Source organism: Xenococcus sp. PCC 7305 (genome assembly GCF_000332055.1).
GTDB lineage: Bacteria > Cyanobacteriota > Cyanobacteriia > Cyanobacteriales > Xenococcaceae > Xenococcus.
Genome location: NZ_ALVZ01000222.1, coordinates 31,371 through 56,900 on the forward strand (window position 1 = coordinate 31,371; position 25,530 = coordinate 56,900).

Genomic DNA, 25,530 nt, shown 5'->3' on the forward strand with positions numbered 1-25,530 from the left:
AAATTATTTCTCATACTTTAACCAATAATAATGCTTAGATCGCGAATCCGTTCCCTCTTAGTTAGTCCCCTACCTGAAAAATCGGATAATCGATTATGGCGTTGGTTCTATCTCAGTCTATTGTTTGCTGTCTATATGGCCTGGGCTCCTCTACAAAAAGCACTAAGCCATGAGTATCTAGTGCAAGATGATGCCCGACAGCATATATTTTGGATGCAGCGGTTTATTGATCCGGAGCTATTTCCCCATGATTTGCTGGCAAATTACTTTCAATCAGTGGCGCCGACTGGCTATAGCTGGCTTTATCAGGGCTTTGCTGGACTGGGAGTAGACCCAATATTACTCCATAAACTGCTGCCTCTACCGCTGATGCTCCTATCTACTGCCTATGTTTTTGAGATTTGTTGGCAATTGTTGCGGGTTCCTTTTGCCGGATTTCTCGCAGCAATGCTACTGAATATTAGCCTATGGATGCGGGATGATGTGGTATCCGCAACTCCTGTGGCATTTGCCTATCCCTTGCTGCTGGCATTCGTCTATTATTGGCTAAAGCGATCGCTAATTCCCAGTCTACTTGCGATCGCATTGTTGGGCAGTTTTTATCCTCAATCAGCACTAGTCGCTGGGGGATTAGCTGTGGCTAGTCTGGTTGATTTATCAACAAAAAAATTGCGCAACGTTCATAATTATGCTCAAGTGGGGTCTGTGTTGGGGGTTTTAGTTCTAGTCCTTCTACCCTATCTGGGGCGCAATTCTGCTTTTGGGCCAGTGGTCACTGCTAGTGAAGCCAGAAATTTGGCAGCATTCTCCGTTCATGGCTGGTCGCATTTTTTCGACCCGAATCCCTGGTATTTTTGGTTTTGCGGCAAACGGAGTGGTATGTTACCTGGTGAATGGTGCAAAATCTTGCTTAAGCGAGACTTCTGGCTTTTTCCTCCGCAAATTTGGTTTGGCCTTTCGCTGCCGCTGTTGATGAAATTCCCCCAGCGTTTACCCTTAGTTCGTTTTGTTAACTCTAAAATCAATATTTTATGGCAATGGTTGTTGGTTTCTGTGATCTGGTTTGGCATCTCCCATGCTCTGATTTTTGCATTGCATCTGCCCAATCGTTACACTGCCAATTCCTGGCGACTTATTGCAGCGATCGCAGGAGCGATTGCTCTAACTATTGTTCTTGATGGACTCATTCATTGTGCCAGGATTCCTCGTTTTTCCCTATTTGCCAAAGGACTGGGAATTGTCATGCTTTTATGCCTGTTGATCTACCCGATTACTTTGCGCAATAATTTTTACTTGAAAACAGGCTATGTAATTGGGGAAGCCCCTCACATCTATGAATTTTTACAGGAACAGCCCAAAGATATTTTGATTGCTTCTTTAAATAGGGAAGCGAATAATTTACCCACCTTCGCTCAGCGATCAATATTTGTTGGTGGGGAAGGTTATTTATTGCCCTATCATCAGGGCTATTACCAAGAACTCAAGCAACGCACCGCAGCATTAATCCATGCTCAGTACAGCACTGATTGGCGAACCGTGACTGATTTTGTAGAGGAATATGAAATTGATTTTTGGTTAATTGGTGAATCCGCTTTTACTCTAGATGAATTGGCTCAAAACAGTTGGCTGCACAAATACCCAACCGAACTAGCGATCGCCAAAGAGACGCTCTCTAAGGGCTCAGTTCCGATTCTCTCAAATGTTTTTGACAGGTGCACTGTTGTTAAAAATAAAACATTACGCTTACTAGACACTTCCTGTTTTAGTGAACCAATTATTTAACCAAGCTTTTCTGGGCTCGAACTTCCTGTCCCAAAATTTCTATTGCCTTAGAAAATTGAGGATCGTCAAGAGTTCCAATCAAATCGCGATCGCTCTGCAATTTCTTTCTTTCTGTTTCCTCTAATTCCACTACGAAATCTGGAGAAATCCCTTCTTTATTAATATCCCGACCACTGGGGGTTAAATATTTGGCGATCGTTACGGCCAAACCAGAACCATTTCCTAAACGACGTACCGACTGAACCAAACCCTTACCAAAGGTTTGGGTGCCAATTAAAATTGCTCTGTCATTATCCTGCAAGGCTCCCGACAAAATTTCACTGGCGCTAGCTGAACCGCCATCGACCAAAATAGTCAATGGTTTGTCAGTTAAAGAACTATTGTTAGCAGATTTTCGCTCTTGTTCTCCTACCCGATCAACAGTAGAGACAATTGTCCCCTCTTCTAGCCACATACGCGCAATATCAATACTTGAATAGAGCAATCCTCCGGGATTAGAACGCAAATCCAGCACATAGCCGGTTATATCCTCTTTTTCGAGATCTTTAATCGCATCTCGCATTTCCTTGGAAGCCTGGGCACTAAATTGAGTTAGCCTAATATAACCTACATCTCCAATGGGAGTGCTAGAAACTCGCGCACGGACAGGATGAATTTGTATTCTGGCCCTCACGATCTCGTAATCTTTAGCTGTACCCTGTCTATCGATGGTTAAGATTACACTACTACCCGGCTTGCCTCTTATCAACTTAACGGCTTCATTAACGTCCATGCCTTTGGTGTCAGTACCGTCAATTTCCTGGATAATATCTTGAGCTAGAATACCCGCAGCAAAGGCAGGGGTATCTTCGATAGGCGAAACCACAATCAAGCGATCGCTCTCTTCATCTTTGGCAATTTGAATACCAACGCCAGTTAATTCGCCAGAAGTATCAATTTGCATATTTTGAAATTCTTCGGGGTCCATAAATCTGGTGTAGGGATCGCCTAGCTGCTCCAACATTTCCCTAACGGCATCGTATACCTGCTCCTGGTCAGTATAAGAGCGCTCCAAATATTCTTGGCGAACTTCTTGCCAGTTGAGATTGTTAAAATTAGTATCCACATATTGATGATTAATAATTTGCCAAACCTCATCAACCAATTCTTTGGGACTATTCTGGATATGGGCTTGACTTCGGGAAAAATGAATTCCGGCTGCGGTAACTGCCACTGTAGATAAGGCCAACGCAGTTGCTCCAAGGAAAATTCTGCTTTTTGTAATTACCATAATTGCGAATAATGTGAATATATAGTGCCGATTCAAGAATATTTGCTTATTCTATTGTAATGATAGAGCCTACTCTAGCATATGTGTTTTCTCTAGTAATTAATAAGATTTAAGAATTACCACAAAGGTAACACACAAAATTAAGGTGAAGTAATATTTATGTCTGCATTTTACGACCCAAAACTGCAACAAAGAATAATCTTATTACAACGACAAAACCGCAAACGAGTGCAAATTGCCATCTGGCGCTGTTTGTTGGTTAGTAGCTTAATTGCAACTGCTATAGCCATGATACTTTCACCCTACTGGCAGATCAAAAACTCTGCTCAGATTAGCCTTGAAGAAGAAATCATGGTCACGAAGTCTACGATATATTCATTGTTGAAGCTGAATTACCCTCAATCGCTCTGGACAATTTCCGGTCATCAATTAAGTAACAAGCTCAAATCAATTTCCCCTATTGTCGATGCTGTCGTCACAAAACAACTCTTCCCCCCCCAAGTGAAGGTGAGGTTGCAAGAAAGAGTTCCTGTTGCCACGGTTTCAACTCAAGGAAAAATTGGATTTTTGGATGCTGATGGTGTTTGGTTAGACCCTATTTACTATAGCCATAGTGAAGAAAATAGCGAAGAGAACTCGAACTTTTCGCTTCCTCAAATCAAGGTCATTAATTTTCAACCTAAATATAGTGAGACCTGGGCAGAAATTTATCGTTTATCGGCTATGTATCCAGGCATTAAACTTTTAGAATTGCGCTGGAATGAAATTGACCAGTTGTACCTCAAAACCAATATTGGGCGGGTTTATCTAGGTTCGGATCGCTCTATTCTGACTGAACAATTTCAAGCTTTGGCTCGTTTCCCTAAATTATCAACACAGGACAATTTAACAGATATCGATTATCTTGATTTAAGTAATCCCAAAATTCCGTTTATTCAACAAGATACTCGGGTGAAATGATTCCTTGTAAGACCATACACCAAACTTATGTGTCCAATAGTTACAAAACTTTAAAGGTTTCTGGGGGTTTTTGAAAGTATCGACCATAATTGGGTGTGATTTCTTATAGTAGAAACCTTATAAACATCATAAACATCTAAAAATATTTATTCCCATGACTTCTAGGCATAATTTTGAATACCCCCCAAAGTCAGAAAGCGATCGCCAAACGACAGAATCATCTTTAAAACCTGTTAATAGTTCCTATGGTAAAGTCAGTTCTCCAGCTCCTTTTCCAGTTCAAAATAATAAATTTTCCGCCAAAGAGGAAGTAAGGAGGAATAAAATTGTGCCTAGTAATGTTGCCAATATCAAAGTAATGGGAGTAGGCGGTGGCGGCTGTAACGCTGTTAATCGCATGATTGAGAGCCAAATTTCAGGCATTGAGTTTTGGGCGATTAACACTGATGCCCAGGCCCTAGAAAAGTCTGATGCTGAGCAGAAATTGCAAATTGGACATAAAATCACCAGGGGATTGGGTGCGGGGGGAAATCCCGCAATTGGGCAAAAAGCAGCCGAGGAGTCACGGGATGAGATTGCCCATGCTTTAGAAAATACAGATTTGGTCTTTATCACCGCAGGAATGGGCGGAGGAACTGGAACCGGAGCCGCTCCCATTGCCGCAGAAGTTGCCAAAGAAATGGGTTGTTTGACTGTGGGAGTGGTAACTCGTCCTTTTTCCTTTGAAGGCCGAAGACGAACCAATCAGGCAGAAGAGGGAATTAATGCTCTGCGGAGTCGAGTTGACACGATGATTGTAATTCCCAACAATCAATTGTTAACAGTGATTTCTCCAGAGACACCAGTTCAGCAGGCTTTCCAGGTGGCTGATGATGTTTTAAGACAGGGCGTCCAGGGGATTTCCGATATTATTACAATTCCTGGCTTAATTAATGTTGATTTTGCTGATGTGAGAGCTATTATGGCTGATGCCGGTTCAGCTCTGATGGGAATTGGGGTAGCATCGGGTAAATCTCGCGCTCGCGAAGCTGCGATCGCAGCAGTTTCTTCTCCTTTATTAGAATCTTCGATTTATGGGGCTAGAGGAGTTGTCTTAAATATTACTGGTGGTTATGATTTGACTCTCCATGAGGTTAATGCCGCAGCAGATAGTGTTTATGAGGTAGTTGATCAAGATGCCAATATTATCTTCGGTGCAGTGATCGATGACAGTATGGACGGTGAAATACGAATTACTGTGATTGCGACTGGATTTACGGGAGATTCAGAAGAAGAGGAGATTCCTGGTCTGGAGGATGGACCCCAAGTATTTGCCGAGTCAGCCAAGCGGAATCAAGTCAAGCGCAATTCTGGGGTTAGGATTACAGAACGTCGTGAGGAGAGCAAAAAACCTGAACCGCGGCGGGATAATAATCGCATTGAAATTCCTGACTTTTTGCAAAAAAGACGTTTTCCCAAAAACTAGTGCCGCTGTAATGAGTAATAAGTAATGAGTAATAAGTAATTAGTATTTAGGCGTTGGGGACTAGGAACATCCAAATTTAACCTAAAACCTAACACCTAAAACCTAAAACCTTTTTTTCCATGAAACTAGCAACGAAAATCGAGGCAATTCTCTATATCAAAGGACAACCTCTATCTTTAGATGAGCTTGCTGCTTGTTTAGAATGTGAACGGGCAGAAGTTGAAGATGGTCTGATTGATTTAATGAATGACTATGCCCATCGAGATACGGCGCTAGAAATCTTGGAAACTAACCTAGGCTATAGCTTGCAGCTAAAATCGAGCTATAGTACTTTGCTTCAGGCATTAATCCCCACAGAATTGGGAAAAGGTGCCTTACGAACTTTAGCCGCGATCGCATTAAAAAATCCTATTCTGCAAAATGAATTAATCGAATTAAGAGGTAGTAGTGCTTACCAACAAGTAGCAGAATTAGTGGAACAAGACTTTATCAGTAAAAAACCCCAGGCCGATGGCCGGTCATATTGGCTGGAAGTTACCGATAAATTCCACCAATATTTTGAGATTGACCAATTGCAATTGATCGATCAAGTATAAAGTTCTTAAGGGTTATGATGACTTTACTGTCCCCTGTTCCCCGTTCCCTATTCCCTGTTCCCCGTTCCCCGTTCCCTAGTTCCCAAAATCCATAAATAGTGTTTTTTGTTTAAATTTACGTTACATTACGCTATATCTAGTGTTATCATACAGACCCGAAGATGAAATGGTGTAAGTATGAATTGTCTGGAAGAATGGTCGGCTAGTGGAGTAGATGAAGGGTTGACCCGTTTAAATGTAGTTCCTCTAGAAGGGAGCGCTGCCTCAGAATACCTGCTATATTCCGACGCCATTCCCAGACGTAATGACGGGAGAATTAGTGAAGGGTTTCTACAACTTTATTCCCACACAGGACAGGGTGGTTGGTGGTGCTCAGGGATTGATCTGCTTACGGGAGCAGAAGATATTTGGGGTTGTTTTAAACCCAACCATCCCCGTCAGAGCAAAGATCGACCAAAACCAATTAAATACGAACATCCACCGAAAACAAACACAGGGGTATTTGCCCTTAAGGTAACAACTAGTATTTGGGCTAAAATTGCTAGTCGTTATGGAATAGGTTTTTCAGAAACAGATCCAGACCATAGTCTACCAGATTTGGGTTTTTGGCGATGGGTGTTGAATCATTCAGAAATCCCCTTATGCTTGACAGAAGGGGCAAAAAAAGCAGGAGCTTTATTGTCTGCTGGCTACGCTGCGATCGCACTTCCAGGAATTAATAATGGTTATCGGACGCCAAAAGACGAAACAGGAAAAAGAATTGGCAAGTCTTGCTTGATTCCTCAATTAGAGATTTTCACGGCAAGCTCAGGTGGTAGAGAGATCGGGGAGACTAAAAGAGAAATCTATATTGTTTTTGATTGCGATACGAAACCCCATAGCATCAAAGCTGTGAATGCTGCGACCAAGAAAATTGGATATCTATTTCAGCAACGGGAATGCGAAGTTAAAGTTGTCACTTGGGATAGTCAATTAGGTAAAGGCGTTGATGATCTAATTATCCATCAGGGACAAGAAGGTTTTGCCCAAGCATACAAAAATGCCCTTTCCTTAGAAATTTGGCAAGCCAAAGCCTGGACTCAATTAACCTACGCTCCTAATGTGAGAGTCAATTCTCCCTACCTATTAAATATTGATGTTGAATCAGAACATAAATTAATCGGGATCAAATCACCTAAAGGAACAGGTAAAACTAAGCTTCTAGAGAATTTTGTCAGTAAAGCTTTAGAAAAGTCACAGAAAATCCTAGTTATTGGTCATCGAGTTCAGTTAGTAAAAGCTTTGTGCCACCGTTTTGGGTTGCCCTATGTGACGCAGGTGCGAGATAATCCAGAACTTGGTCATCTCGGATATGGTTTATGTATTGATTCACTCCATGGTAATTCCCAAGCAGAATTTAATCCTGATGACTGGTCCGATAGTATTGTCATTATCGATGAAGTCGAGCAAGTATTATGGCATGGTTTGAATTCGGCAACTTGTAAAGATCAAAGAGTCGCAATTTTGAAATCACTAAAAGCCTTGATGCAAAATGTCATCTTAGGCTCGGGACAGGTATATGTTGCCGATGCTGATTTAAGTAATATTGCGATCGATTATTTAATTGCTTTAACGGGTATTGAGGTTCAACCTTTCATTATTGAAAATAAATGGAAGCCCGATCACGAATCATCTTGGCCGGTATATAACTACGATGGTAAAAGTCCTAAGAAATTAGTTAATAATTTAGAAACCCATATTCAACAAGGGGGGAAGCCTTTAGTTTGTCTTTCCGCGCAAAAGCTTACTAGCAAATGGGGCACACAAACTTTAGAATCCTATCTATGTCAGAAATTTCCTGATAAAAGGATTCTCCGTATTGATTCTGAATCCTTAGTTGATCCTGCCCACCCCGCCTACGATTGCATGAGCAATCTCGATCGCATTTTAGTTAATTTCGATATTGTCCTAGCGAGTCCTTCGATTGAAACGGGAATTTCCATTGAACTCGAAAATCATTTTACCTCTGTCTGGGCGATCGCCCAGGGAATTCAAGGGGAAAATACAGTCAGGCAAACCCTAGCCCGTTTACGGACCAATGTGCCTCGTCATCTTTGGTGTGCTAGTTATAGTTTTCTCAAAATTGGCAATGGGTCCACTTCTATTCCCAATTTAATTACCTCGGGACATCGTTTAACTCAATTAAATATTCGTCTTCTGCAACAGTCTGACCTAGAAACCCTAGACGATATCGATACTGGTTTCCAGGCAGAATCGCTTTTATGTTGGGCAAAAATGGCTGTTCGCTACAATGCTAGTACTATTAAATATCGTGAATCCATTTTAGCGGCCCTCAAAGAAGAAGGGCATGAAATACTTGATGCCAATACTATTAATTTTCAGCTTGATCAGCCAAAAAGCAGTCAGCAGGAAAAAGCAGAAAACCATTGTCTATTAGAAGCTATCACTGAAATTCGACAGCAAAATTATCACTCAGAATGTGATGCGATCGCAAATGCGACCTTATTAACTAAAGATAAATATCAAAAACTCAAAAAACGTCTGGTAAAAAATATTGCCCAAAGACGTAGTATTCGAAAATACGAACTGCGGCAACGCTACCATCTGCCAGTTACGCCTCAACTGGTGACCCTCGATGATGATGGTTGGTATGAAAAAATCCAACTACATTATTTCTTGACAATCGGTCGTTCTTTTCTTGCTGATCGAGATACCCAAGTTGCCCAAAAACTCATTCAAAATGGCAATGGGAGTCTCTTTATTCCAGACTTTAATATTTCTCAATTAGGTGCAGTTGTCGGCACCATGGAGATCCTGGGAATTACGACTCTACTGGAAGATCAGACGCGGGAATTACGTAATACGGATCTCGATCTTCAGGAAATGGCCGCGATCGCGATCGCGAATAGAAAAGAAATCAAAACTGTGATGGATATTGGATTGGCCAAAAATTCCAGTCCGATTCTAATTTTGCGGCGCTTCTTAGAAAAAATTAATTATGGACTTAAATATCTGCGTTGTGAAAGTCAAGATAAAGGCAGAAAGAGAATTCGTATCTATCAAATAATGTCGCCAGAAGATGCCCGGCAACAAGTTTTTGCTCATTGGATTAAAAGAGATCAAGCCGTTCCTGGTAGTTCCTTATTTTGGGAACAAGACAAATTTAAAGCTAAAAGAAATTCAGCTCCAGAAATTGATAATAACTTTTTACAGTTGAGCTTAGATGTTTAGCTTGCAGGGGCATAATACCTTCTGCCTTCATTAAAGAGAATCCATCAGATTTTTGACATTTTCTTGCCAAAGTTTAGGATCTACTTTGACCAATAACTGATGTCCTGCATCGGGAAAAAACACTAATTTTTTCTGAACATTTAAGTTATTGTGCATTTGCTTAACATCAGATACCTCAACCAAAGGATCGCGATCTCCAGCAAAGATTAAAGTCGGACAATTTACGGCTTTTACGTATTCAATCGGATTATGAGTAAAACCATTAAAACCATGTTGAATGCCACCCCACAAAACTATCAATTCCCCCAAAATAAAAGAAGGTAGATTCAGAGTCCCCAGTCTGTTTCTGACTGCATCTAAAAGGCGAGCAAAGGGGAGTTCCAAAATAATACCATTTGGCTTGACTTGTCTATCTGCGATCGCTTGTAAAATGGAGGCACTTCCCATGGAAATTCCATAGAGAATTATGGGCTGATTAATATTTAATTCCTTAATATATTTGAAAGCTACGGCAACATCTTCTCCCTCTTGAAATCCCACCGTACTAGTGTTTCCACTAGAATTCCCCGCACCGCGAAAATCTACCAAGAGAGCATTATAATTGAGATCGTTAAATATTTTGGCTGGGGCAAGCAAGCTGCTTTTACTACTTTCTTTCCCATGAAATAAGATAACTGTTCCTTGCGGATTGTCAGCCTTAATCAGCCAAGTTGATAACCATTCATTGTTATTAATTGCAATCTTTTGCTTGGTATATTTTAAGCCCACTTCTGTTGGAACACTGTAAATCTGAGATCGTGGAAGCCCAATCCCAAATTCATCAGGATTGAGATTATGAGTTAAAAAATAAGCTCCTGAATAGCCCAGGGCATTGAGGATTAAACTTGTCACTATAGTAGTTTTTAAAAGCAATTTCTTTCTTGATTTTGGTGGCTTCATTAGGCAATAATTAATCATTCCTGATGCAATCGACGGCACTTGATATCTAAACCTTGCTTAACTTAACGATTACAATACAAACAGTGAATTTCCTTAGTTATACTAGCAAAATAATCTCATTAAAGTTACTGATTACGATCATAACCGTCGAGGACTATAATGAGTTTGTGGTTTTAACGGCTAAATATTGTTAGCAGAATAAACAAGAATTTAGGGAATATAATTTAGGGAATATACAGGAGAATCGAACCTTGGTGAATGCTAGTAATGGGAAACACATATTTTTAAAACTTAGCATATTACCTAGTTTTAAACCCGAAAAATATTTACTTTCTCTTCTGTCCTGTCTGGGTTTCATGATCCTTGTTGTTAATCCAGCTAATGCAACCAAAGAAATGGAGGAAGCTGCGATCAATCGAGATAATATCAAAACCTGGATTGCTGATCGGAACAACCTCCAGGAAAATTTAGCTCCGATAGACAATTCCCAACCCTTACTACCTCTTTGGCGATTTGAGCGTCAAGAATCTCCTCTAGAGCAAAGAAATAGAATCTTTGAACCGATATTAACCACTGAAGATATTCAGGATATGACTCGGGAATTTCAGGGTCTTATTAGCCGTTTCGAAAGTACCTTACTCACTGCAGATGCTCAAGAAAGCAACATAGAGCTTTCGACCAGTCAGGTTATTGAGCAATCAATCTCTCAAAGAGCACAAGGTAATAAAAAATCTCCTCAAAAGTTAAGCAAATTAATCAACCATAATTCCCATCAAGTATTACAAAAGGCTAAAACTGAATTAGTTAGTTTTTTAGGATTAGTCAAACAAGGTCGTTACACTCAAGCACAAACCAAATGGCTAGAAACCAAGCGTAGCCTTTGGGATAGCTACCCAATAGACCGTCCCGTTGCATCCTCAGAAGTACGAGCCATCTGGTTTGATCGCGGAACAATTGTGAAAGCTCGCTCAGAAGCTGATTTAATCCCAACCTTTGATCGAATGGCCAAAGCTGGAATTAATACGGTATTTTTTGAAACTATTAATTCAGGATATCCTATCTATCCTAGTCGAGTTGCCCCCCAACAAAACCCCTTGGCTAGGGGCTGGGACCCCCTCAAAGCAGCAGTCAAATTGGCGAAAGAGCGGGATATGGAGTTACATGCTTGGGTGTGGACTTTTGCCGTGGTAAATCAACGGCACAATGAAATCCTCAATCTTCCTAAGGAATATCCTGGCCCCGTTTTGTCTCGCTATCCTGATTGGGGAACTACCGACCAAGAAGGCAATTCTTTCCACCACAGTTCAGGAAAAGCTTTCCTCGATCCGGCAAATCCAGGGGTACGACGCTATTTATCTTTACTACTAGAAGAAATTGCGACCAACTATGACGTAGATGGCATTCATCTCGACTATATTCGTTATCCTTTCCAAAACTCCACAGGAGAATATAACTACGGTTATGGGAAGTCGTCTCGATATAAATTTAAGCAAATGACGGGAATAGATCCTATAGAGCTTCATGTAGGAGGAGAACTATGGTCACAATGGACGGGATTTCGTCTGACACAAATAGATGATTTTGTGGCTGCTGTTTCCCAAAGATTGAAGGCAAAACATCCAGATCTAATTTTATCTACGGCGGTATTTCCGATGCCCCGCCAGGAAAGACTTAACACAATACAACAGCATTGGGAAAAATGGGTTCGTGAAGGCTCAATCGATTTATTGGTGCCGATGACCTATGCTGAGGATACTGAAGGATTGTATCAATTAACTCGTCCTTTATTCGATAGTTTTATTGAAGAAAAAGCCTTGCTTTTGCCTGGCATTCGTCTTTTGAATATTCCTGATATTGTTGCGGTGGATCAAATGCAACTCTTGCGAGGAATGTCGACAGAAGGTTTCGCTTTATTCGCCGCGGAAAACTTAAATCTCAATTTAGAAAAGATTTTGAGTCGTACTCATAATAGTTTGGCTCCAACCACAAAACCCTTACCTTATCGCCAACCCTTTCTGGCAACGGCATCTCGCTACCAGAGTTTACAAAAAGAATGGAATTTTTTCATTACAAGTAATCAAGGGGAAATAAATGATGATGACCTCAAAGAATGGGGAAAGAGGGCTGATGAGTTGGCTCGTAATTTAGAAAAACTTGCCCAAAAGCCATCACAAAAAAATTTATCGTTGGCTCAAATGAGTTTAAGCTCTTTTCGCCGTGGATTCCCCCGTTGGATAGATGATAATCAGGCAGTTAGTGACTATCAAATAGACGTATGGAATAATCGGTTAAAGACTTTGGAGCGTTTATTGAATTATGGGGAGAAAAGACAGTTCTCGCAACTCTAAGATGAGGATTTAGCTTTGGGTTCTGGACTTTTGCTGCGCTTTTCACGATCGCTAACTGGAGATAATTTTGATAATTCTTTCTACATCTGTCAATTCGCCGACTATTCTTTTAACAGGCTTGGGCCAAGTTCTGATTAACGTAGGAGTTGCCGAGACTTGATTCATCTCTGCTTGCTCAGGATTTTTAGTAATATCAATGATTTTGAGGGTATAGGAAGTGGATAAACCCTTTTCAAGAATATAGTGAATATGATCTAAGGTTTGATTGGTATTTATATTATTGCTCGCGATAAACAAACGTAAGACATAACCACGATCATTCTGATTTGATCCGCGTGCTCTCTTTGGAGAAGGTAAGGGCACTAAATCTGGGGCAAAATTCCTGACATCACGATAGGGATTATCAGAATCTAAGCGAATAATTAAATCTCTTTCTTCCCATAATTGAGGAAATTCTTGACGGTAAGTTTCTAATATGGCCGGATTACAATATTCTTCTCTCCAAGGCACAACTTGCCAAGAAACTTCGGTGTCAAATAAAACTTGCAACAAAGGTAAATAACGGGTGACTGCGGGATAAACTTCCGCACAGACCTCGATCTCACCTGTTTGTTGGTTTTGCCAACGATCAATAGTAGCGGTATGTCCTGGCAATAAAAAATAGGGAGGTTCTAAGAGTCCAAAAGCTTCTTGTAAGGCGAGACAAAGATGCAAATGCCAGCGGGCTTTTTTGTCGGCATCTATTCCGTAGACAAGATCGCCTCCTGGAGTAAATAAGACAATGCCTTTGAAAAATTGCGGGAGAGAAGAGTTACTGTAAGTCAACTTTAACTATTAATTCAAGTTCAATAATTATACCTTTATTTCAGTTATCAGTTATTCAGTTAAAATAAACAGGTTGCCAATGTTGGTTGGTTTTATCATAATTCCACTCCTGATTTTGCTCCAATTAAAAATTATGTTGCTTTTGATGCAAGTCCCATGGATGCTTGTTATGTTGATGGAGAAAAAGTAACACCCCAACCAGGTAACTTTTATGGTGGTTGGATTACTAAAGATATTACTGGGCCATTTAAGGGCGCACCAGGAACTTGGGGATGGTAATTAATTAAAAATTGAAAATTAGATTATGAAGTCTTGGTTGATTATTGTTGGGATTTTGTTTGTCATTGCAGAAGCTGTTTTATGGATAAAAAACTTCATTTTACCTTTACCTGTTTATATTTTGGGTGGGGCTTTTCTCGCGATCGCATCGAACTATGAGAAGGGCATTATGGCATTTATAAAACCCTATCTCAAGATGGATCAAGATGTTATTTCCCAAACAGCCTCTTTGATCGAAGATCCCAATATCCTCCAAGAAGCAACCCCAGCAACAAAGGTTGTTGAATCAGATTGAAGTTTTTAGGTTTTAGGTTTTTTGCTCTTTGACCACAGTCCCATCAGGTTTTACCCAGACTAGGTTCTCAATCCGACAGGTTTTGGCATAATTACGGATTTCTTCGGGGCTGCGATCGCCTAACTCGGTCTCGACTCGAATTCCCGGTTGAGAATTGCGTAACTTATCTGCATAATCAAAGGCCGCTATTGCCGCAGCAGCAGTTTCGGGAATTACTAGCCAATCACTAGCCTTCACTTGTTGGGGTAATTTATTAGTGGAGGCCAAAGAAGCATGAATATCTTCAATATTAAGGGAGAACCCAATGCCAGGGGCAGTTTCATTTTGGGGACTATACAATCCCAATAATTGATCATAGCGTCCACCTTGTCCTAACAGATAAGATTGATTCTGCTCAAAACTCACAGCCTCAAAAACCATCCCTGTATAATAGTCAAAAGTTTGTAACAAGCTAAGATCAAGAGTTAGGGGAATCGGATGAGTCGAACTGCGTTTAATCAAATCGACTAAAGATTTAAGATTATTGACAGTATTCATCGTCGCTACATCTAAATCAAGAGTTGCAACTTTAGTGAGGACTGTTTCCGGCTGGCCGCGAAGATCGAAGAGAAAGAATGCTCTTTGTTGTAATTGTGGCTCTAGAGCCAAGCTTTCTAAAGTAATGCGATCTAAATTGGCAATACAATGATGTATCTGGGGTAGAATTTCTTGGGGGAATATAGCCAAAAGAGAGCGTGTTAATTCAGCTTGACCCATCAAAATTTGCCAATTGGGCACACCCAACTCTTGTAAGCAATCGGCCAAGAGGAGAATCATTTCCGCATCAGCTAAAACTCCTCCGGCAAATAGGAGCTCAACACCTGCTTGATAATATTCCATTTGCCCACCATGATGGGCTTGGGTGAGATTGCGGAATATATTAGCTCGATAGCAAAGTCTTTGCGGATAAGTATTTCCTGCCATCCGAGTGACTGCTGCACGGGCAATGGAGGCAGTCACTTCCGGTCTTAAGCCTAAAGTTCCCTGAGAATTATCTCTTAACTGAATGACATTGGCAGGATCAATTGCACCACCAGCAGTCAAAGTGTCAAGCAATTCTAGAGTAGAAGTAACTATTCTTTGATAGCCCCATTTTTGAAACACCTGCTGTATATGATCATTGATCCAAGCCTTTTGGGCTACCTCTAAAGGAAGTAAATCCCTTGCTCCTGCTGGGGGTTGGTAAATCATTTAACTATAAAAATTATGTTACTTTTTTCTATACAAACCGTAGTCAATTATATATATATCTGACCCGATAACTAATTTAGATTTGAATTGGAAAAAAAATGGCAAGTTGCTTTGCCCGAACAGCAGAAGCAGATCTCGCGGAAGCTGCATAATTTAAAATCCTAGTTATACTATTGTCATCCAATCAATTGTGAATAATTTGCTCACAGAATTATGTCACAATAATATAAGTATATTTGAAGTTGAATTCCCAACTTAGAGGAGTCATTTTTTATAGGAGAACCCATGCTGCATCGCAAGATTTATCAACTTTATCAAGATGGTCGTGAGGTTTGTCTTTTTTTGCGGGATCAACAAAGATGGATTGAAAACGGCACAATTGTTGATTTCGAGGGCGATCTTGTTACCATCCGCTATGAAATCGATGATGATGATGAAGTTAGTTCCTGGGAAGAAATGGTAAGACTGGATAGTATTGGTGCTGTCACCCGAAAACTAGCTTCTGTCCCCAAAGATGGCACGGAAATTACGGTGTCTGAAGATTGCCCTGAAGCCGAACAGATTAACGATCAATAGCGACCGGTTTGTTGTTGTGCCAATTCAGTTTATTCTGAGAGAATACTGAGAGAAACTGTTTCTCCATCGGTCAGAGTTTCGCCTGCACGAAGAACGAATTTTTCCTGGGATTTGATTCCTGTTTTAATCGCAACTTTTCCCTTCGAGCGATCGCGAATACGAATTTCTCTTTTACTGACAACTCCTTGATTAACGGCAAGCTCTTCTTGGCTCACAACAAAAATATAGTTTTTTTCCGCTTCTTCGACAATGGCGAACTCAGGGATAATAACGTCAGTAGCAATATTGGCAACTAGAGTGACTCTAGCAAGAAGCCCCCCTTTTATTTGGCTTTGGGGATTAGAAACTATTACTTCTATAGGGATTTTGCGAGTACTAGAATCAGCAGCAGGCGCTATCCGACTAATTCTGCCAGTGAATTTGCGATCGCCAAAAGCATCAAAGGTGACAGTAACAGATTTTCCTAACCTAATTTGTCCCAAATCCAATTCAGAGAGTGGAACAACTACTTTAATCTGGCTAAAGTCGCCAATCTCAATAATTTCTTCCCCTTGTCTGATTAAATTACCTGGTTCATTGATTTTTGTGATCACAATTCCCGTTGCGGGGGCAATTAATTGGCTATAGGACTGACGTTGAGTAGCCTCGGCGATCGCCTCCATTTGGGAAGCTACTTGCCCCATACTGGTTGTGACTGCTTGCTGGGCAATTTTAATTGACTCGGTGGCAACTAAAACCGTTTTCTGAGCAAGTTCGGCGGTGGTTTGAAAAGATTCGGCTTCCTGGGATGAGATGAGTCCTTGACTTGCCAAGTTACTATATCGCTGAGCATCGTTTTTTGCCTGTTCTAATCTCAGCAAAGATTCTTCTAAGGCGATTTCTGAGTTTTTCACTCTAATTTTGGCACTGGCTAATTCCGATTCTAGACTGGCAAGCTCTGCTTTTTCTCGATTGACCGCCGCAGTCAATAAACTACTATCTAGTCTGCCGATTACTTGGCCTTTGGTAACTCTCTGTCCTACTTCTACGGTTAAATCTAATAACTTCCCCTCAACTTGCGATCGCAATAAAGTTTCTCTGATCGCTTCGCTGGTGCCAATATACTCTCTAGCATCACGAAGAGTCCCTAACTTCGCGATCACCACATCTACCTTAGTAAGTTGTGATTGAGCAAATTGCGATTTCTCTGTCGAGGAAACAGTTTGATTATCAGAAGAAGCAGAACTAGAGCTCAGAGAATTAAGACTACAGCCTCCTACTGCACAGAGAGCAATCAACAGTAAACCATTGAGATATCTTGATTTTGCCCTATTTTTCATTATCTTCTGGGGAAATTCCAGCCAATGCTAAAGATTTTAGTTTGTCAAAGAAAGCAGAGTCATCAAAAATAGGATTAAAGTTCGTAATTGTTGCGGATTGATTGGAAGATTGATGATTGTCCCCAAATTTGGTCTTTGGTTGCTGCTCCTTTTCAGAGAGACTTAACGAAGAATATTGAGAATGTATGGATGAAGATTCTGTATTGAAATATGTTTCGGAAGAAGAATAACTAGTCTGGGAAGACGGCAAATAATTAGAACCCGAATTGACCTTAACCTCTGTCCTATCTGGGAAAAGAGAATTTTCTGTTTCAAGCCAAAAAGGATTCGGTATGAGATATTTGGGCAATTTACGACAGATTAATCTTTCAAACTCCCCTTTGAAATGAATGTTTGGAGTGCCAATACGCAACCAGACTGCCATAATTTGCTCAATCGAGACAGACTTATACCTTCCCAAATATAAAGCTTCTATCGCAGCCAAACGAACCCAATTTCCCTGATAATCGTGAAGCCATTTTTGAACCAAATTTTCCACAGAATTGCCATTGGTCTCAAAGCTATAACTTTTAATCAACGCGATCGCCTGAGCAACCGCTAAGTCACCGTTTAACTCTGTCATGGAAGTCTTGGGCAGATCAGCTTGATTCATCAAATTCAGTCAACAGTAAACAAATGAGCAGTAACAAATCTTTATTAATCCTAAAGCGATCTTACAAAAATGGCTAATATTTCGCTCAATAGCTTCAACAAAGACCGATCTTTCTGCCCTCTGCCTTCAAAATACAAACACGGCGAGTTTCTCGACGAAAAAGCTCATAGCCAGGAAAATTAGACAATAACGCAAAATCGTAACTTGTTTCTCCAAACTACTAACTGTTTTTTTTGTTCCTGTCAGCATATTATTGATTTGTTGCTGTCTTTCAAAATCCCAAGCTTGGATCTTTTCCTCTAAATTATTGGTATCAACAGTTTTATGGTTGATGCGATCGCTTAAAGACTCCAGTCCCTGTCTCATTTGATTGGTTACTTGGTACTGAAAAGTCCCTAACCCCTGACGGAATTCATTTTTGAGATGTTTAATTTGTTTATTCAACTCCAGAAACATTTCATTGCGGGTTTGTTCATTTTTGGATTTAATTTCTTGCTCTAAACGAGCAAAGTTATCTTGAGCTTTATTTTCTAACTGAAATAAATTTTTTGTGGTGTCACTATTGTCTTGAATAAAACCCGATAATAGTTTTTCAAACAATCCTGGTCCCAGCTGAAAATATCCTCGTTGAACATAGCGAATTGTATCAGTCAATTCCGAACCAGAAGTACTTTTGAGGAGATAACCTTTAGCTCCAGCTTTCACCGCGGCATTAATGCTGTCATGATCTTCACAGGAACTGAGAATCACCACTTTGGTCTGAGAAAATTGTTGATTAATCTTTTGAGTCAGGACAAATCCATTCATTTCAGGCATCTCTAGATCTATGACTGCCACATCAGGACGCATTTCGTCAATTTTGGCCAAAGCTTTGACCCCATTTTCAGCTTGACCAATAATCTCAAAATCTGATTCTTGTTCCAAGATAGATTTGACAGCTTCTCTAGTAAAATTTTGGTCGTCGACTATTAATATGCGAATCATTTTTATCAAATATTATTATTTTATAATTTATATAGCACTTATCAAATTAGTGAGATATACAAGGCTCTGCTTTAGGGAATCGGGAATCGGGAACTGTATCTTGTTAATCTGAGAAATGCTATAACCTATATTCAATTATTAATTGATATTTGGGCAGTCAATCCGACATGACACAAATCCTGTAGCACCAGTTCTGAAGTCGCAAAATCTACATTAATAATCAGCCGATAGGAATTTTCTTTAATCTGATTGGCAACAGAAGCATTGGTAGTCCAAGTAACGGACGGGGGATTCGTTGTTGTTTGGGGGCTATCTTGACTTAAGGCAGAAATACGACTAACCTGGCCGACGATCAAAGATTCTCGGTTTTCCAATTGAACAGAAACATCATTTTGCAAATTAATTTTTGCCGCAGTTTTTTCATCAACGATCGCCTCAACCCAAAGCTGCTGACAATCAAGAACAGTTGCAATCTCTTGTCCTGCAGAGACTAACTCTCCTTCTTGATGGTTAATACGATAAATTGCTCCTGATATTGGAGCTTTTAGGGAAATTATTTGATTGTCAACCAAGTTTGCTTGTGTTTCCTTTAAGCTATCTTGCAAATTGGCTAATTCTTTACCCAAAAAATCAATAGTAGATCTTTGATTGAATATTTGCTGTTCCACATTAGCAATTTCGCGAGAATTATCGATGGAGATTGTAGTATTTTCAGAAATCTGGGGAATATCAAGGGCAATTATACTTTTCTGCGGTAGAACTTCCAATTGCTTTTCTAGAAAAGAGGAGAACTTTTGGGCATTATCAATTTGCTCTTGTTTAAGAATAATATCCTTTTCTAACTGGGAAATTTTCTCAGATACCTTGCTATCTTCTAAGGACTTAATAGAAGCAAAAGGTTGCTCAGCTGCCAGATTCATGCCCTCAAGATAAGCTATTTCTTGCAATGTTCCTGCTACAGGACTCTCAATGGCAACCATTTTTCCGTTGACAACCGCGTCTTTAATGACAATAGCAGTTCCCTGTCGATAGGATATCAGGCCGGCTGCGATCACAGCCATACCTAATCCAATTAGAGTTATCTTAGAAACAGTTTGTTGCCACCAATTTTTTTGAGGAGAGGTTTCCGAGCTAGAAACCGATAAGGAATCTGCTGTGGAGATATTATCTGGTAAAGGCAAATAAGGTGGAGCAATTTTATTTTCAGTAAAAAAAGTTGGGGTCGCGTCTAAAGAAGAATTTGATAGCAGAAAATTATCACTAAAAATAATCTCTGAGTTTTGATTTTTCAGAGAATCTTGAAATTCAGCATCCGCGATCGCTAAAGTGGAAATCGCATCAGATAAATGAGGTAATACTATTTTAAAAATATTATCTTCTATATGTGTATAACCTTTGTCAATATAGCGGACTATTTCCCTAATTTTTTTGGCCGAAACATTCTTGAGAAGACAACCTTTTACTCCCAACTCCAAATATTGAACAAAATCTGCTGCGTCAATATCGTTACAAAAAACTATTATTTTTATGTGATCTAGTTTTTTTTGTATCTGCTTAATTAAATCAAACCCATTAACTTCAGACAATGCGGTGCTGATTAGTACGATATTTGGCTTAAGCTCCTGAATATTCGCAATGGCATTACGACCTTCACTAAAACTACCAACTATTTTAATATCCGAGTTGGATTCAAGTAAGATTTTCAACCCTTCTCGAATCACCTTCTGCTCTTCTATTAAAACTACACGAATTACTGGTGCGCTAGGAATCATACTTCTTCCTCTTTTTGCTATTTGCTAATCAAATTCAGATCCAGGCTTGATAAGGATTGGCTTCAGTGGACTCCAAGATTCGTAAACTTCCGATTAGATGGTAATTAAAAATTTTATTTGAACCTTATATCCCCAAAATTAACCAGGCTTAAATAATCACTCTTCCCTCGGATTCTCAATTCTTTTTTCTATGTAAAAATACTAACTTCTAGATATTCAAAAATCGCTTAATAAAAAATAAACACTAAAACAACCGATTAATAAAAAATAAACATTAAAACATTAAGTACATATACTACAATGCTTCAGCTCTCTACCATGTTTATTGCCGCAAAAAAACAGCATTATTACCGAATCTTAACAAATATGTTTAGTTCCATAAACTAGGTTCATATTCAACACTAGAATTTTGAAATAAAAAAGTATGCCAATGTATTTTCTAATTTTGTAAAGTAATAATAGTGGCTGAACAAATACCGACAGGCTTCCATGAAGAAAAAACTTCTAAATTGGTCTTTAATCTTGACTTGTGTTGTAATGTTCTGGTTTGGTTTGTTGAACCATCAGCAAACAACTGGGAGTACAGAGAATACTCGACTCATTCATGGAGTAGAACGTCTGAGTTTTGGGCTAGCACCAGGAGATATCACAAAGGTTAAGCAGATGGGTTTTGAAAATTATCTGCAATCGCAACTTCATCCTAAAAAAGGCCAAAAAAATCCTGCGATACAAAGTTATTGGGCAAAATTAGATACCGTCAAGAGAAGTCCGATGAGTTTATTAAAGGAATCTCAACAATACAATGCTAATTTTCTGAGGCGAAACGGTGTCAACCCTACCACAGAGGAGCAGAAAAAATTACAAAAAAAACTAGGTTCCTTCAAAAGAAAAACCATGCACCAGGCGCAAGATGCTCATTTAATAAAAGGAATATTTTCTCCTAATCAATTGCAAGAAGTGATGGTGGATTTTTGGTTCAATCACTTTAACGTTTATGGGCAAAAAAAAATAATTTATATTTGGCTAGCAGATTACGAACAGGAGATTCGAGAACATGCTTTGGGAAATTTCCGTGATTTATTAGACGTTACGGCTCATCATCCAGCAATGTTATTGTATCTAGATAATGATTTGAATATAAACCCCAATAGTCCTGCCGCTCAGAAAAAGAACAAAGGGCTCAATGAGAATTATGCTCGTGAGCTGATGGAGCTACATACGTTGGGAGTTAATGGCGGTTATACCCAAGAAGATGTAATTACTTTAGCCAGAATTTTTACCGGTTGGTCTGTGGATTACTCTGGCAAGAACGCTGATGAAAATGGCTTCCGATTTTTCAAAGTATGGCATGATAATCAGGACAAGACCTTTTTAGGAAATGCGATCCAAGGCAGTGGTCTTGAAGAGGGAGAACAAGCTCTAGATATCTTAGCGAATCATCCAGCAACTGCTAGATTTATCAGCTACAAATTGGCACAATATTTTGTCGCAGATCAACCACCAGAAACCCTAGTAAAAAAGTTACAGAACAAGTTCCTAGAAAGTCAGGGTAATATTACAGCGGTACTTAATGTTTTGTTTCATTCTGAAGAATTTAACAATCCCCAATATTATGAGCAGAAATTTAAAACCCCTTATCAGTATCTAGTCTCTTTGGTCAGAGCAGGCGATATTACTCCTGATATCAGACGAATGAAAGGGATGCTTCATCAATTATCAATGCCAATTTATAGATGTGAGACTCCCGATGGTTATAAAAATACTAAACAGGCTTGGCTAAATCCCGAAGCGATGTTAAGACGGGTTAGTATTGCGACATCAATTTCTAATGGAATATTAAATAAAAAACAACCGGTCAAATTTCCCCGACTCAAAGTTACTTTGGGTAACAATTTCTCTCAACATACGAAAAATGCGATCGCGAAAAGTCCACCTCATTTACGTTCAGCATTGGCTTTAGGTAGTCCAGAAATGATGAACAAATAGGGTAATGAGTAATAAGTAATGGGTAATAGGTAATAGGTAATAGGTAATAGGTAATAGGTAATAGGTAATAAGTAATAGGAAGTCAAAATGCAGAGAAGAAAGTTTTTAGCTCAGATGGCTTTGGCAACAGGGGGAATGTTGATTCCTGTGGGTCGTCAAAGCTGGATTGCCAGAGGTGCGGCTCAAGCCACTAATCCTCAACGCTTGGTTGTGATTTTTCTGCGAGGGGGGCTCGATGGCTTAAATGTGGTTGTTCCTCACCAAGACCCAGATTATTACAGAGTCAGACCCTCGATTGCTATTTCCTATCCTGGAGAGCAAGAAGGAGTAATTGATCTTGATGGTTTTTTTGGCCTACATCCGGCATTGTCAGATCTTATGCCTTTTTGGCAACGGAAAAACCTAGCATTTATCTATAACTGTGGTTCGCCAAATGATACCCGTTCTCATTTTGATGCTCAAGATTATATGGAAAGTGGCACACCAGGAGTTAAGTCCACTCAAGATGGTTGGATGAATCGTTTATTATCGGGATTGCCAGCGGATAGACTTACCCAAGCCCTCAATGTAGGAATAACAACTCCGAGAATATTACAGGGTAAAATGGCGATCGCCAGTATCCGCCCAGGAAAAAATTCAGTCAATAGGTTGCCCATAGATAACCCCCCCATCACTAGAGCTTTTAATAAGCTATACAATAATAATAGTGAGCTTGCTCAAGCTTATAGAAAGGGGGTGGAAGCGAGAAAGATCATTATGAAGGAGCTGGAACAAGAGATGCTCTCAGCCTCAGGCAATGCTGCTCCAGTTAATGGTTTTGTTGATGATGCCAAAGAGGTTGGCAAACTGATGCGCGGCGACGCCAGAACACAACTAGCCTTTATGAATATTGGAGGTTGGGACACTCATATTAGGGAAAAAACTCTCTTGAACCGTTCTTTACCCCATTTAGGGAAAGGTCTAGCCACTTTAGTTCAAGAACTAGGTGCTGTTTATAATAATACTGCGATCGCTGTGATTTCGGAGTTTGGTCGCACAGTCAAAGAGAATGGGAGCCAGGGCACTGACCATGGACATGGCAATGTTCTCTGGTTATTGGGAGGAGCCATTCGCGGGGGACAGATCTATGGAAAATGGGAAGGTTTGGGAGACTCTATTTTGTATGAGGGACGAGATCTACCTGTTACCACAGATTTTAGGGAAGCCATAGCCTCAATTCTCGTAAATCATCTGGCAATTTCTTCTGGAGAACTCACAAATGTTTTCCCTGGATATAAATTCCAGAACAGTCTCAATTTAATTAAATAAAGCGCTACGCGCTGGGCAGAGTGAGTTCGATGAGTACAAAATTTACTAGTTCTGAATAAGAATTTGGGGGTTTGGGGATTTGGGGATTTAGGGAAAAGCCGATTACTTCGTTGTTCAACTTGGTAAATTTAATCAAAAAAAAATTCGTCGAACTAACGTTGGGCAATAGGGAACGGAGAACAGGAAACGACAAAATACGTCGGATAAATCCGAGAAACGGGGTATAAAAAGTTAATCATAACTAAACAACTGATCGCTTGACCCCTCAACTACAAACCACTTGTCCACATGCTCTTATCTTCATCCTGATAAAATCTGTACAGTAATACTTCATCTTTAAAAAAATGTTCATCCAAAACATGATGAATAATTTTCTTGGTCACGAGATTCTGACCAATTGTTACTGCTTTCTGTCGAGTTATATTAAAGTGGGCAACTAGCCAATCTACTGCTTCATTCCCTAAAAAACAATGGGGATGTAATTTTAATTTGTGACGACGAGTTTTGATTTTTAAGCCATCTTCTCCTCGCATTTTAGAAACAATATAATTGAGGTCTAAATGTCTAGATTTATTTTCTTTTGTGTTACTTGAAGTAGCAGTGACTGAAGATTCTTCTACTTTTTCTTGGGACTTCGTTGATTGTTGGTAACGATCATCATGCATCCAAATACCAACGGCTTTCTGTTCTTTGACCATCAAGGTGGCGGATTGAACCTCTTCATTATCCAAAAAATCTTCTCTATATTCTTTGATCGCAGCTTCTAGTTCTTCTAGGGCGTATTTCTGTACCAGGGTGAATAGGCTGTTATTGTAAATAATTCCAGGCTTGTTTTTTACTTGACCTTGGATATTAGCTGTTGCTTGACAATATTTAACATCTTGACTAGTTAGTAACATCATGAATTAGGATTCTCCTTATATCAAGGTTTTGCTTTACTTTAGTTATATAAATGAACAAGTTCTCTCTCGGTTTCTATCAAAAAATCATTTATGTGAATTCTTAATCCAAATTAAAAAATAAATATCATTTATTTTTTGGTTAATGAAAGTAACACAATAGTTAAAGAAGGGAGCAATGCCTGTTGGAGGAGACCACAATATGGCTTGACTCCATCTAATCTTACCCAATCTTTTCGCAAATTGGGATTATGAGAGTTATAGACTAACACATAATTTTTTCCTGTGAAGTCTTTAATTTAGGCTATCGTGAAATATCTAATTTGAGCTCAATATTTCGGGGATAATATTCCGGAGCAATGGCTATACGCAACATAAGCCGGATTAGGAAGAGATTAAAGCTTATCTATTGCCTATATTCCTAATTTTTTGGTTATTATCAATTTTTCTGGTATAAAATCAGTCGATTTCCCGACGGGTCGCAAGCATAAATTTCTTGGCCATGAGAAGCAGTAATAATATGACAGGATGTCGGATAGCCAATCTCTGCTAAAAAGGCGATCGCATTTTCTAGATCAATCACTTCTAGGCAAAGGCTCATACTACTACCTTGGGGACGGTTGAACTCGTCAATATTATCGCCTTTGGGTTGAAAAATAGCTAATCGTAATTGAGAGAACTCGAACTCCGCATAAGTATTAGGAATATATTTGGTTGGGTTTAATTGCAATAACTTAGTATAAAAATCGATGGTTTTGGTTATATCTAGAGCCGCGATCGCAATATAGGCACGAGTATAAGTTAAGGTCATAAT

At 39.6% G+C, this 25,530-nt stretch carries 20 protein-coding genes and 1 pseudogene; 11 read left to right on the plus strand and 10 right to left on the minus strand.

The window, feature by feature from the left end; translation table 11 throughout:
• Positions 1 to 30: 30 nt before the first annotated feature.
• Positions 31 to 1,782: a hypothetical protein gene (locus tag XEN7305_RS20715; RefSeq protein ID WP_006511472.1), complete on the plus strand. Its 1,752-nt coding sequence runs from the start codon at positions 31 to 33 to the stop codon at positions 1,780 to 1,782.
• On the opposite strand, the gene ctpC is transcribed toward XEN7305_RS20715, so the two are convergent.
• Positions 1,775 to 3,052, minus strand: a complete 1,278-nt coding sequence (gene ctpC / locus XEN7305_RS20720) for a carboxyl-terminal processing protease CtpC (RefSeq protein ID WP_006511473.1) — start codon at positions 3,050 to 3,052, stop codon at positions 1,775 to 1,777. The genes XEN7305_RS20715 and ctpC overlap by 8 nt on opposite strands.
• 159 nt (positions 3,053 to 3,211) lie before the next feature.
• Between ctpC and XEN7305_RS20725 the strand changes: the two genes are divergently transcribed.
• The 4 genes from XEN7305_RS20725 to XEN7305_RS20740 all read left to right on the plus strand — a co-directional run bounded on the left by XEN7305_RS20725 (position 3,212) and on the right by XEN7305_RS20740 (position 9,304).
• On the plus strand, positions 3,212 to 4,012 hold the full coding sequence (locus tag XEN7305_RS20725; protein ID WP_006511474.1) for a cell division protein FtsQ/DivIB: 801 nt from the start codon (positions 3,212 to 3,214) through the stop codon (positions 4,010 to 4,012).
• A gap of 154 nt (positions 4,013 to 4,166) precedes the next feature.
• Positions 4,167 to 5,477, plus strand: a complete 1,311-nt coding sequence (ftsZ, locus tag XEN7305_RS20730) for a cell division protein FtsZ (RefSeq protein ID WP_006511475.1) — start codon at positions 4,167 to 4,169, stop codon at positions 5,475 to 5,477.
• 119 nt (positions 5,478 to 5,596) lie between these two features.
• A complete protein-coding gene (scpB, locus tag XEN7305_RS20735) occupies positions 5,597 to 6,073 on the plus strand; it encodes an SMC-Scp complex subunit ScpB (protein WP_006511476.1) in 477 nt (158 codons plus the stop codon).
• A gap of 177 nt (positions 6,074 to 6,250) precedes the next feature.
• On the plus strand, positions 6,251 to 9,304 hold the full coding sequence (locus XEN7305_RS20740) for a plasmid replication protein, CyRepA1 family (RefSeq protein ID WP_006511477.1): 3,054 nt from the start codon (positions 6,251 to 6,253) through the stop codon (positions 9,302 to 9,304).
• 30 nt (positions 9,305 to 9,334) lie between these two features.
• On the opposite strand, the gene XEN7305_RS20745 is transcribed toward XEN7305_RS20740, so the two are convergent.
• Positions 9,335 to 10,195 (minus strand): alpha/beta hydrolase, encoded by an 861-nt coding sequence (locus tag XEN7305_RS20745; protein WP_202951309.1) that lies wholly within the window; start codon positions 10,193 to 10,195, stop codon positions 9,335 to 9,337.
• Positions 10,196 to 10,599: 404 nt separating this feature from the next.
• Here XEN7305_RS20745 and XEN7305_RS20750 point away from each other — a divergent pair, with 404 nt between their 5' ends.
• Positions 10,600 to 12,591 (plus strand): glycoside hydrolase family 10 protein, encoded by a 1,992-nt coding sequence (locus XEN7305_RS20750; RefSeq protein ID WP_144053335.1) that lies wholly within the window; start codon positions 10,600 to 10,602, stop codon positions 12,589 to 12,591.
• A gap of 51 nt (positions 12,592 to 12,642) precedes the next feature.
• On the opposite strand, the gene XEN7305_RS20755 is transcribed toward XEN7305_RS20750, so the two are convergent.
• Entirely contained in the window at positions 12,643 to 13,416 is a 774-nt protein-coding gene (locus XEN7305_RS20755) for a circadian clock KaiB family protein (protein WP_006511480.1), read from the minus strand.
• 78 nt (positions 13,417 to 13,494) lie between these two features.
• Between XEN7305_RS20755 and XEN7305_RS30400 the strand changes: the two are divergent.
• Positions 13,495 to 13,695 (plus strand): annotated as a pseudogene (locus XEN7305_RS30400) (hypothetical protein); the annotation flags it as partial.
• A gap of 25 nt (positions 13,696 to 13,720) precedes the next feature.
• Positions 13,721 to 13,990 carry a hypothetical protein gene (locus XEN7305_RS20765; RefSeq protein WP_006511482.1) on the plus strand — a complete coding sequence of 90 codons (270 nt, stop codon included), beginning with the start codon at positions 13,721 to 13,723 and terminating at the stop codon, positions 13,988 to 13,990.
• 12 nt (positions 13,991 to 14,002) lie between these two features.
• On the opposite strand, the gene XEN7305_RS20770 is transcribed toward XEN7305_RS20765, so the two are convergent.
• Entirely contained in the window at positions 14,003 to 15,220 is a 1,218-nt protein-coding gene (locus tag XEN7305_RS20770; protein WP_006511483.1) for an ATP phosphoribosyltransferase regulatory subunit, read from the minus strand.
• A 285-nt stretch (positions 15,221 to 15,505) separates the two neighbouring features.
• Between XEN7305_RS20770 and XEN7305_RS20775 the strand changes: the two genes are divergently transcribed.
• Positions 15,506 to 15,796 carry a DUF6679 family protein gene (locus tag XEN7305_RS20775; RefSeq protein WP_006511484.1) on the plus strand — a complete coding sequence of 97 codons (291 nt, stop codon included), beginning with the start codon at positions 15,506 to 15,508 and terminating at the stop codon, positions 15,794 to 15,796.
• A 29-nt stretch (positions 15,797 to 15,825) separates the two neighbouring features.
• Here XEN7305_RS20775 and XEN7305_RS20780 read toward each other — a convergent pair whose 3' ends face one another.
• The 4 genes from XEN7305_RS20780 to XEN7305_RS20795 all read right to left on the minus strand — a co-directional run bounded on the left by XEN7305_RS20780 (position 15,826) and on the right by XEN7305_RS20795 (position 20,523).
• Positions 15,826 to 17,115: an efflux RND transporter periplasmic adaptor subunit gene (locus XEN7305_RS20780; RefSeq protein ID WP_006511485.1), complete on the minus strand. Its 1,290-nt coding sequence runs from the start codon at positions 17,113 to 17,115 to the stop codon at positions 15,826 to 15,828.
• A complete protein-coding gene (locus tag XEN7305_RS26965; RefSeq protein ID WP_006511486.1) occupies positions 17,105 to 17,767 on the minus strand; it encodes a hypothetical protein in 663 nt (220 codons plus the stop codon). Before XEN7305_RS26965 ends, XEN7305_RS20780 begins: the two co-directional genes overlap by 11 nt.
• A 126-nt stretch (positions 17,768 to 17,893) precedes the next feature.
• Complete coding sequence (locus tag XEN7305_RS20790) at positions 17,894 to 18,751, minus strand: response regulator transcription factor (protein WP_006511487.1); 858 nt, start codon at positions 18,749 to 18,751, stop codon at positions 17,894 to 17,896.
• A 131-nt stretch (positions 18,752 to 18,882) separates the two neighbouring features.
• Complete coding sequence (locus tag XEN7305_RS20795) at positions 18,883 to 20,523, minus strand: response regulator (protein ID WP_006511488.1); 1,641 nt, start codon at positions 20,521 to 20,523, stop codon at positions 18,883 to 18,885.
• A gap of 489 nt (positions 20,524 to 21,012) precedes the next feature.
• Here XEN7305_RS20795 and XEN7305_RS20800 point away from each other — a divergent pair, with 489 nt between their 5' ends.
• Positions 21,013 to 22,509: a DUF1800 domain-containing protein gene (locus XEN7305_RS20800; RefSeq protein WP_006511489.1), complete on the plus strand. Its 1,497-nt coding sequence runs from the start codon at positions 21,013 to 21,015 to the stop codon at positions 22,507 to 22,509.
• A gap of 87 nt (positions 22,510 to 22,596) precedes the next feature.
• On the plus strand, positions 22,597 to 23,817 hold the full coding sequence (locus tag XEN7305_RS20805) for a DUF1501 domain-containing protein (RefSeq protein WP_006511490.1): 1,221 nt from the start codon (positions 22,597 to 22,599) through the stop codon (positions 23,815 to 23,817).
• Positions 23,818 to 24,086: 269 nt separating this feature from the next.
• Here the strand turns inward: XEN7305_RS20805 and XEN7305_RS26970 are convergent, their stop codons facing one another.
• Both XEN7305_RS26970 and XEN7305_RS20815 read right to left on the minus strand, forming a co-directional pair.
• Positions 24,087 to 24,719 carry a DEP domain-containing protein gene (locus XEN7305_RS26970; RefSeq protein ID WP_006511491.1) on the minus strand — a complete coding sequence of 211 codons (633 nt, stop codon included), beginning with the start codon at positions 24,717 to 24,719 and terminating at the stop codon, positions 24,087 to 24,089.
• Between the two features lie 436 nt (positions 24,720 to 25,155).
• Positions 25,156 to 25,527, minus strand: a complete 372-nt coding sequence (locus XEN7305_RS20815; protein WP_006511492.1) for a VOC family protein — start codon at positions 25,525 to 25,527, stop codon at positions 25,156 to 25,158.
• Between the last annotated feature and the right edge of the window lie 3 nt (positions 25,528 to 25,530).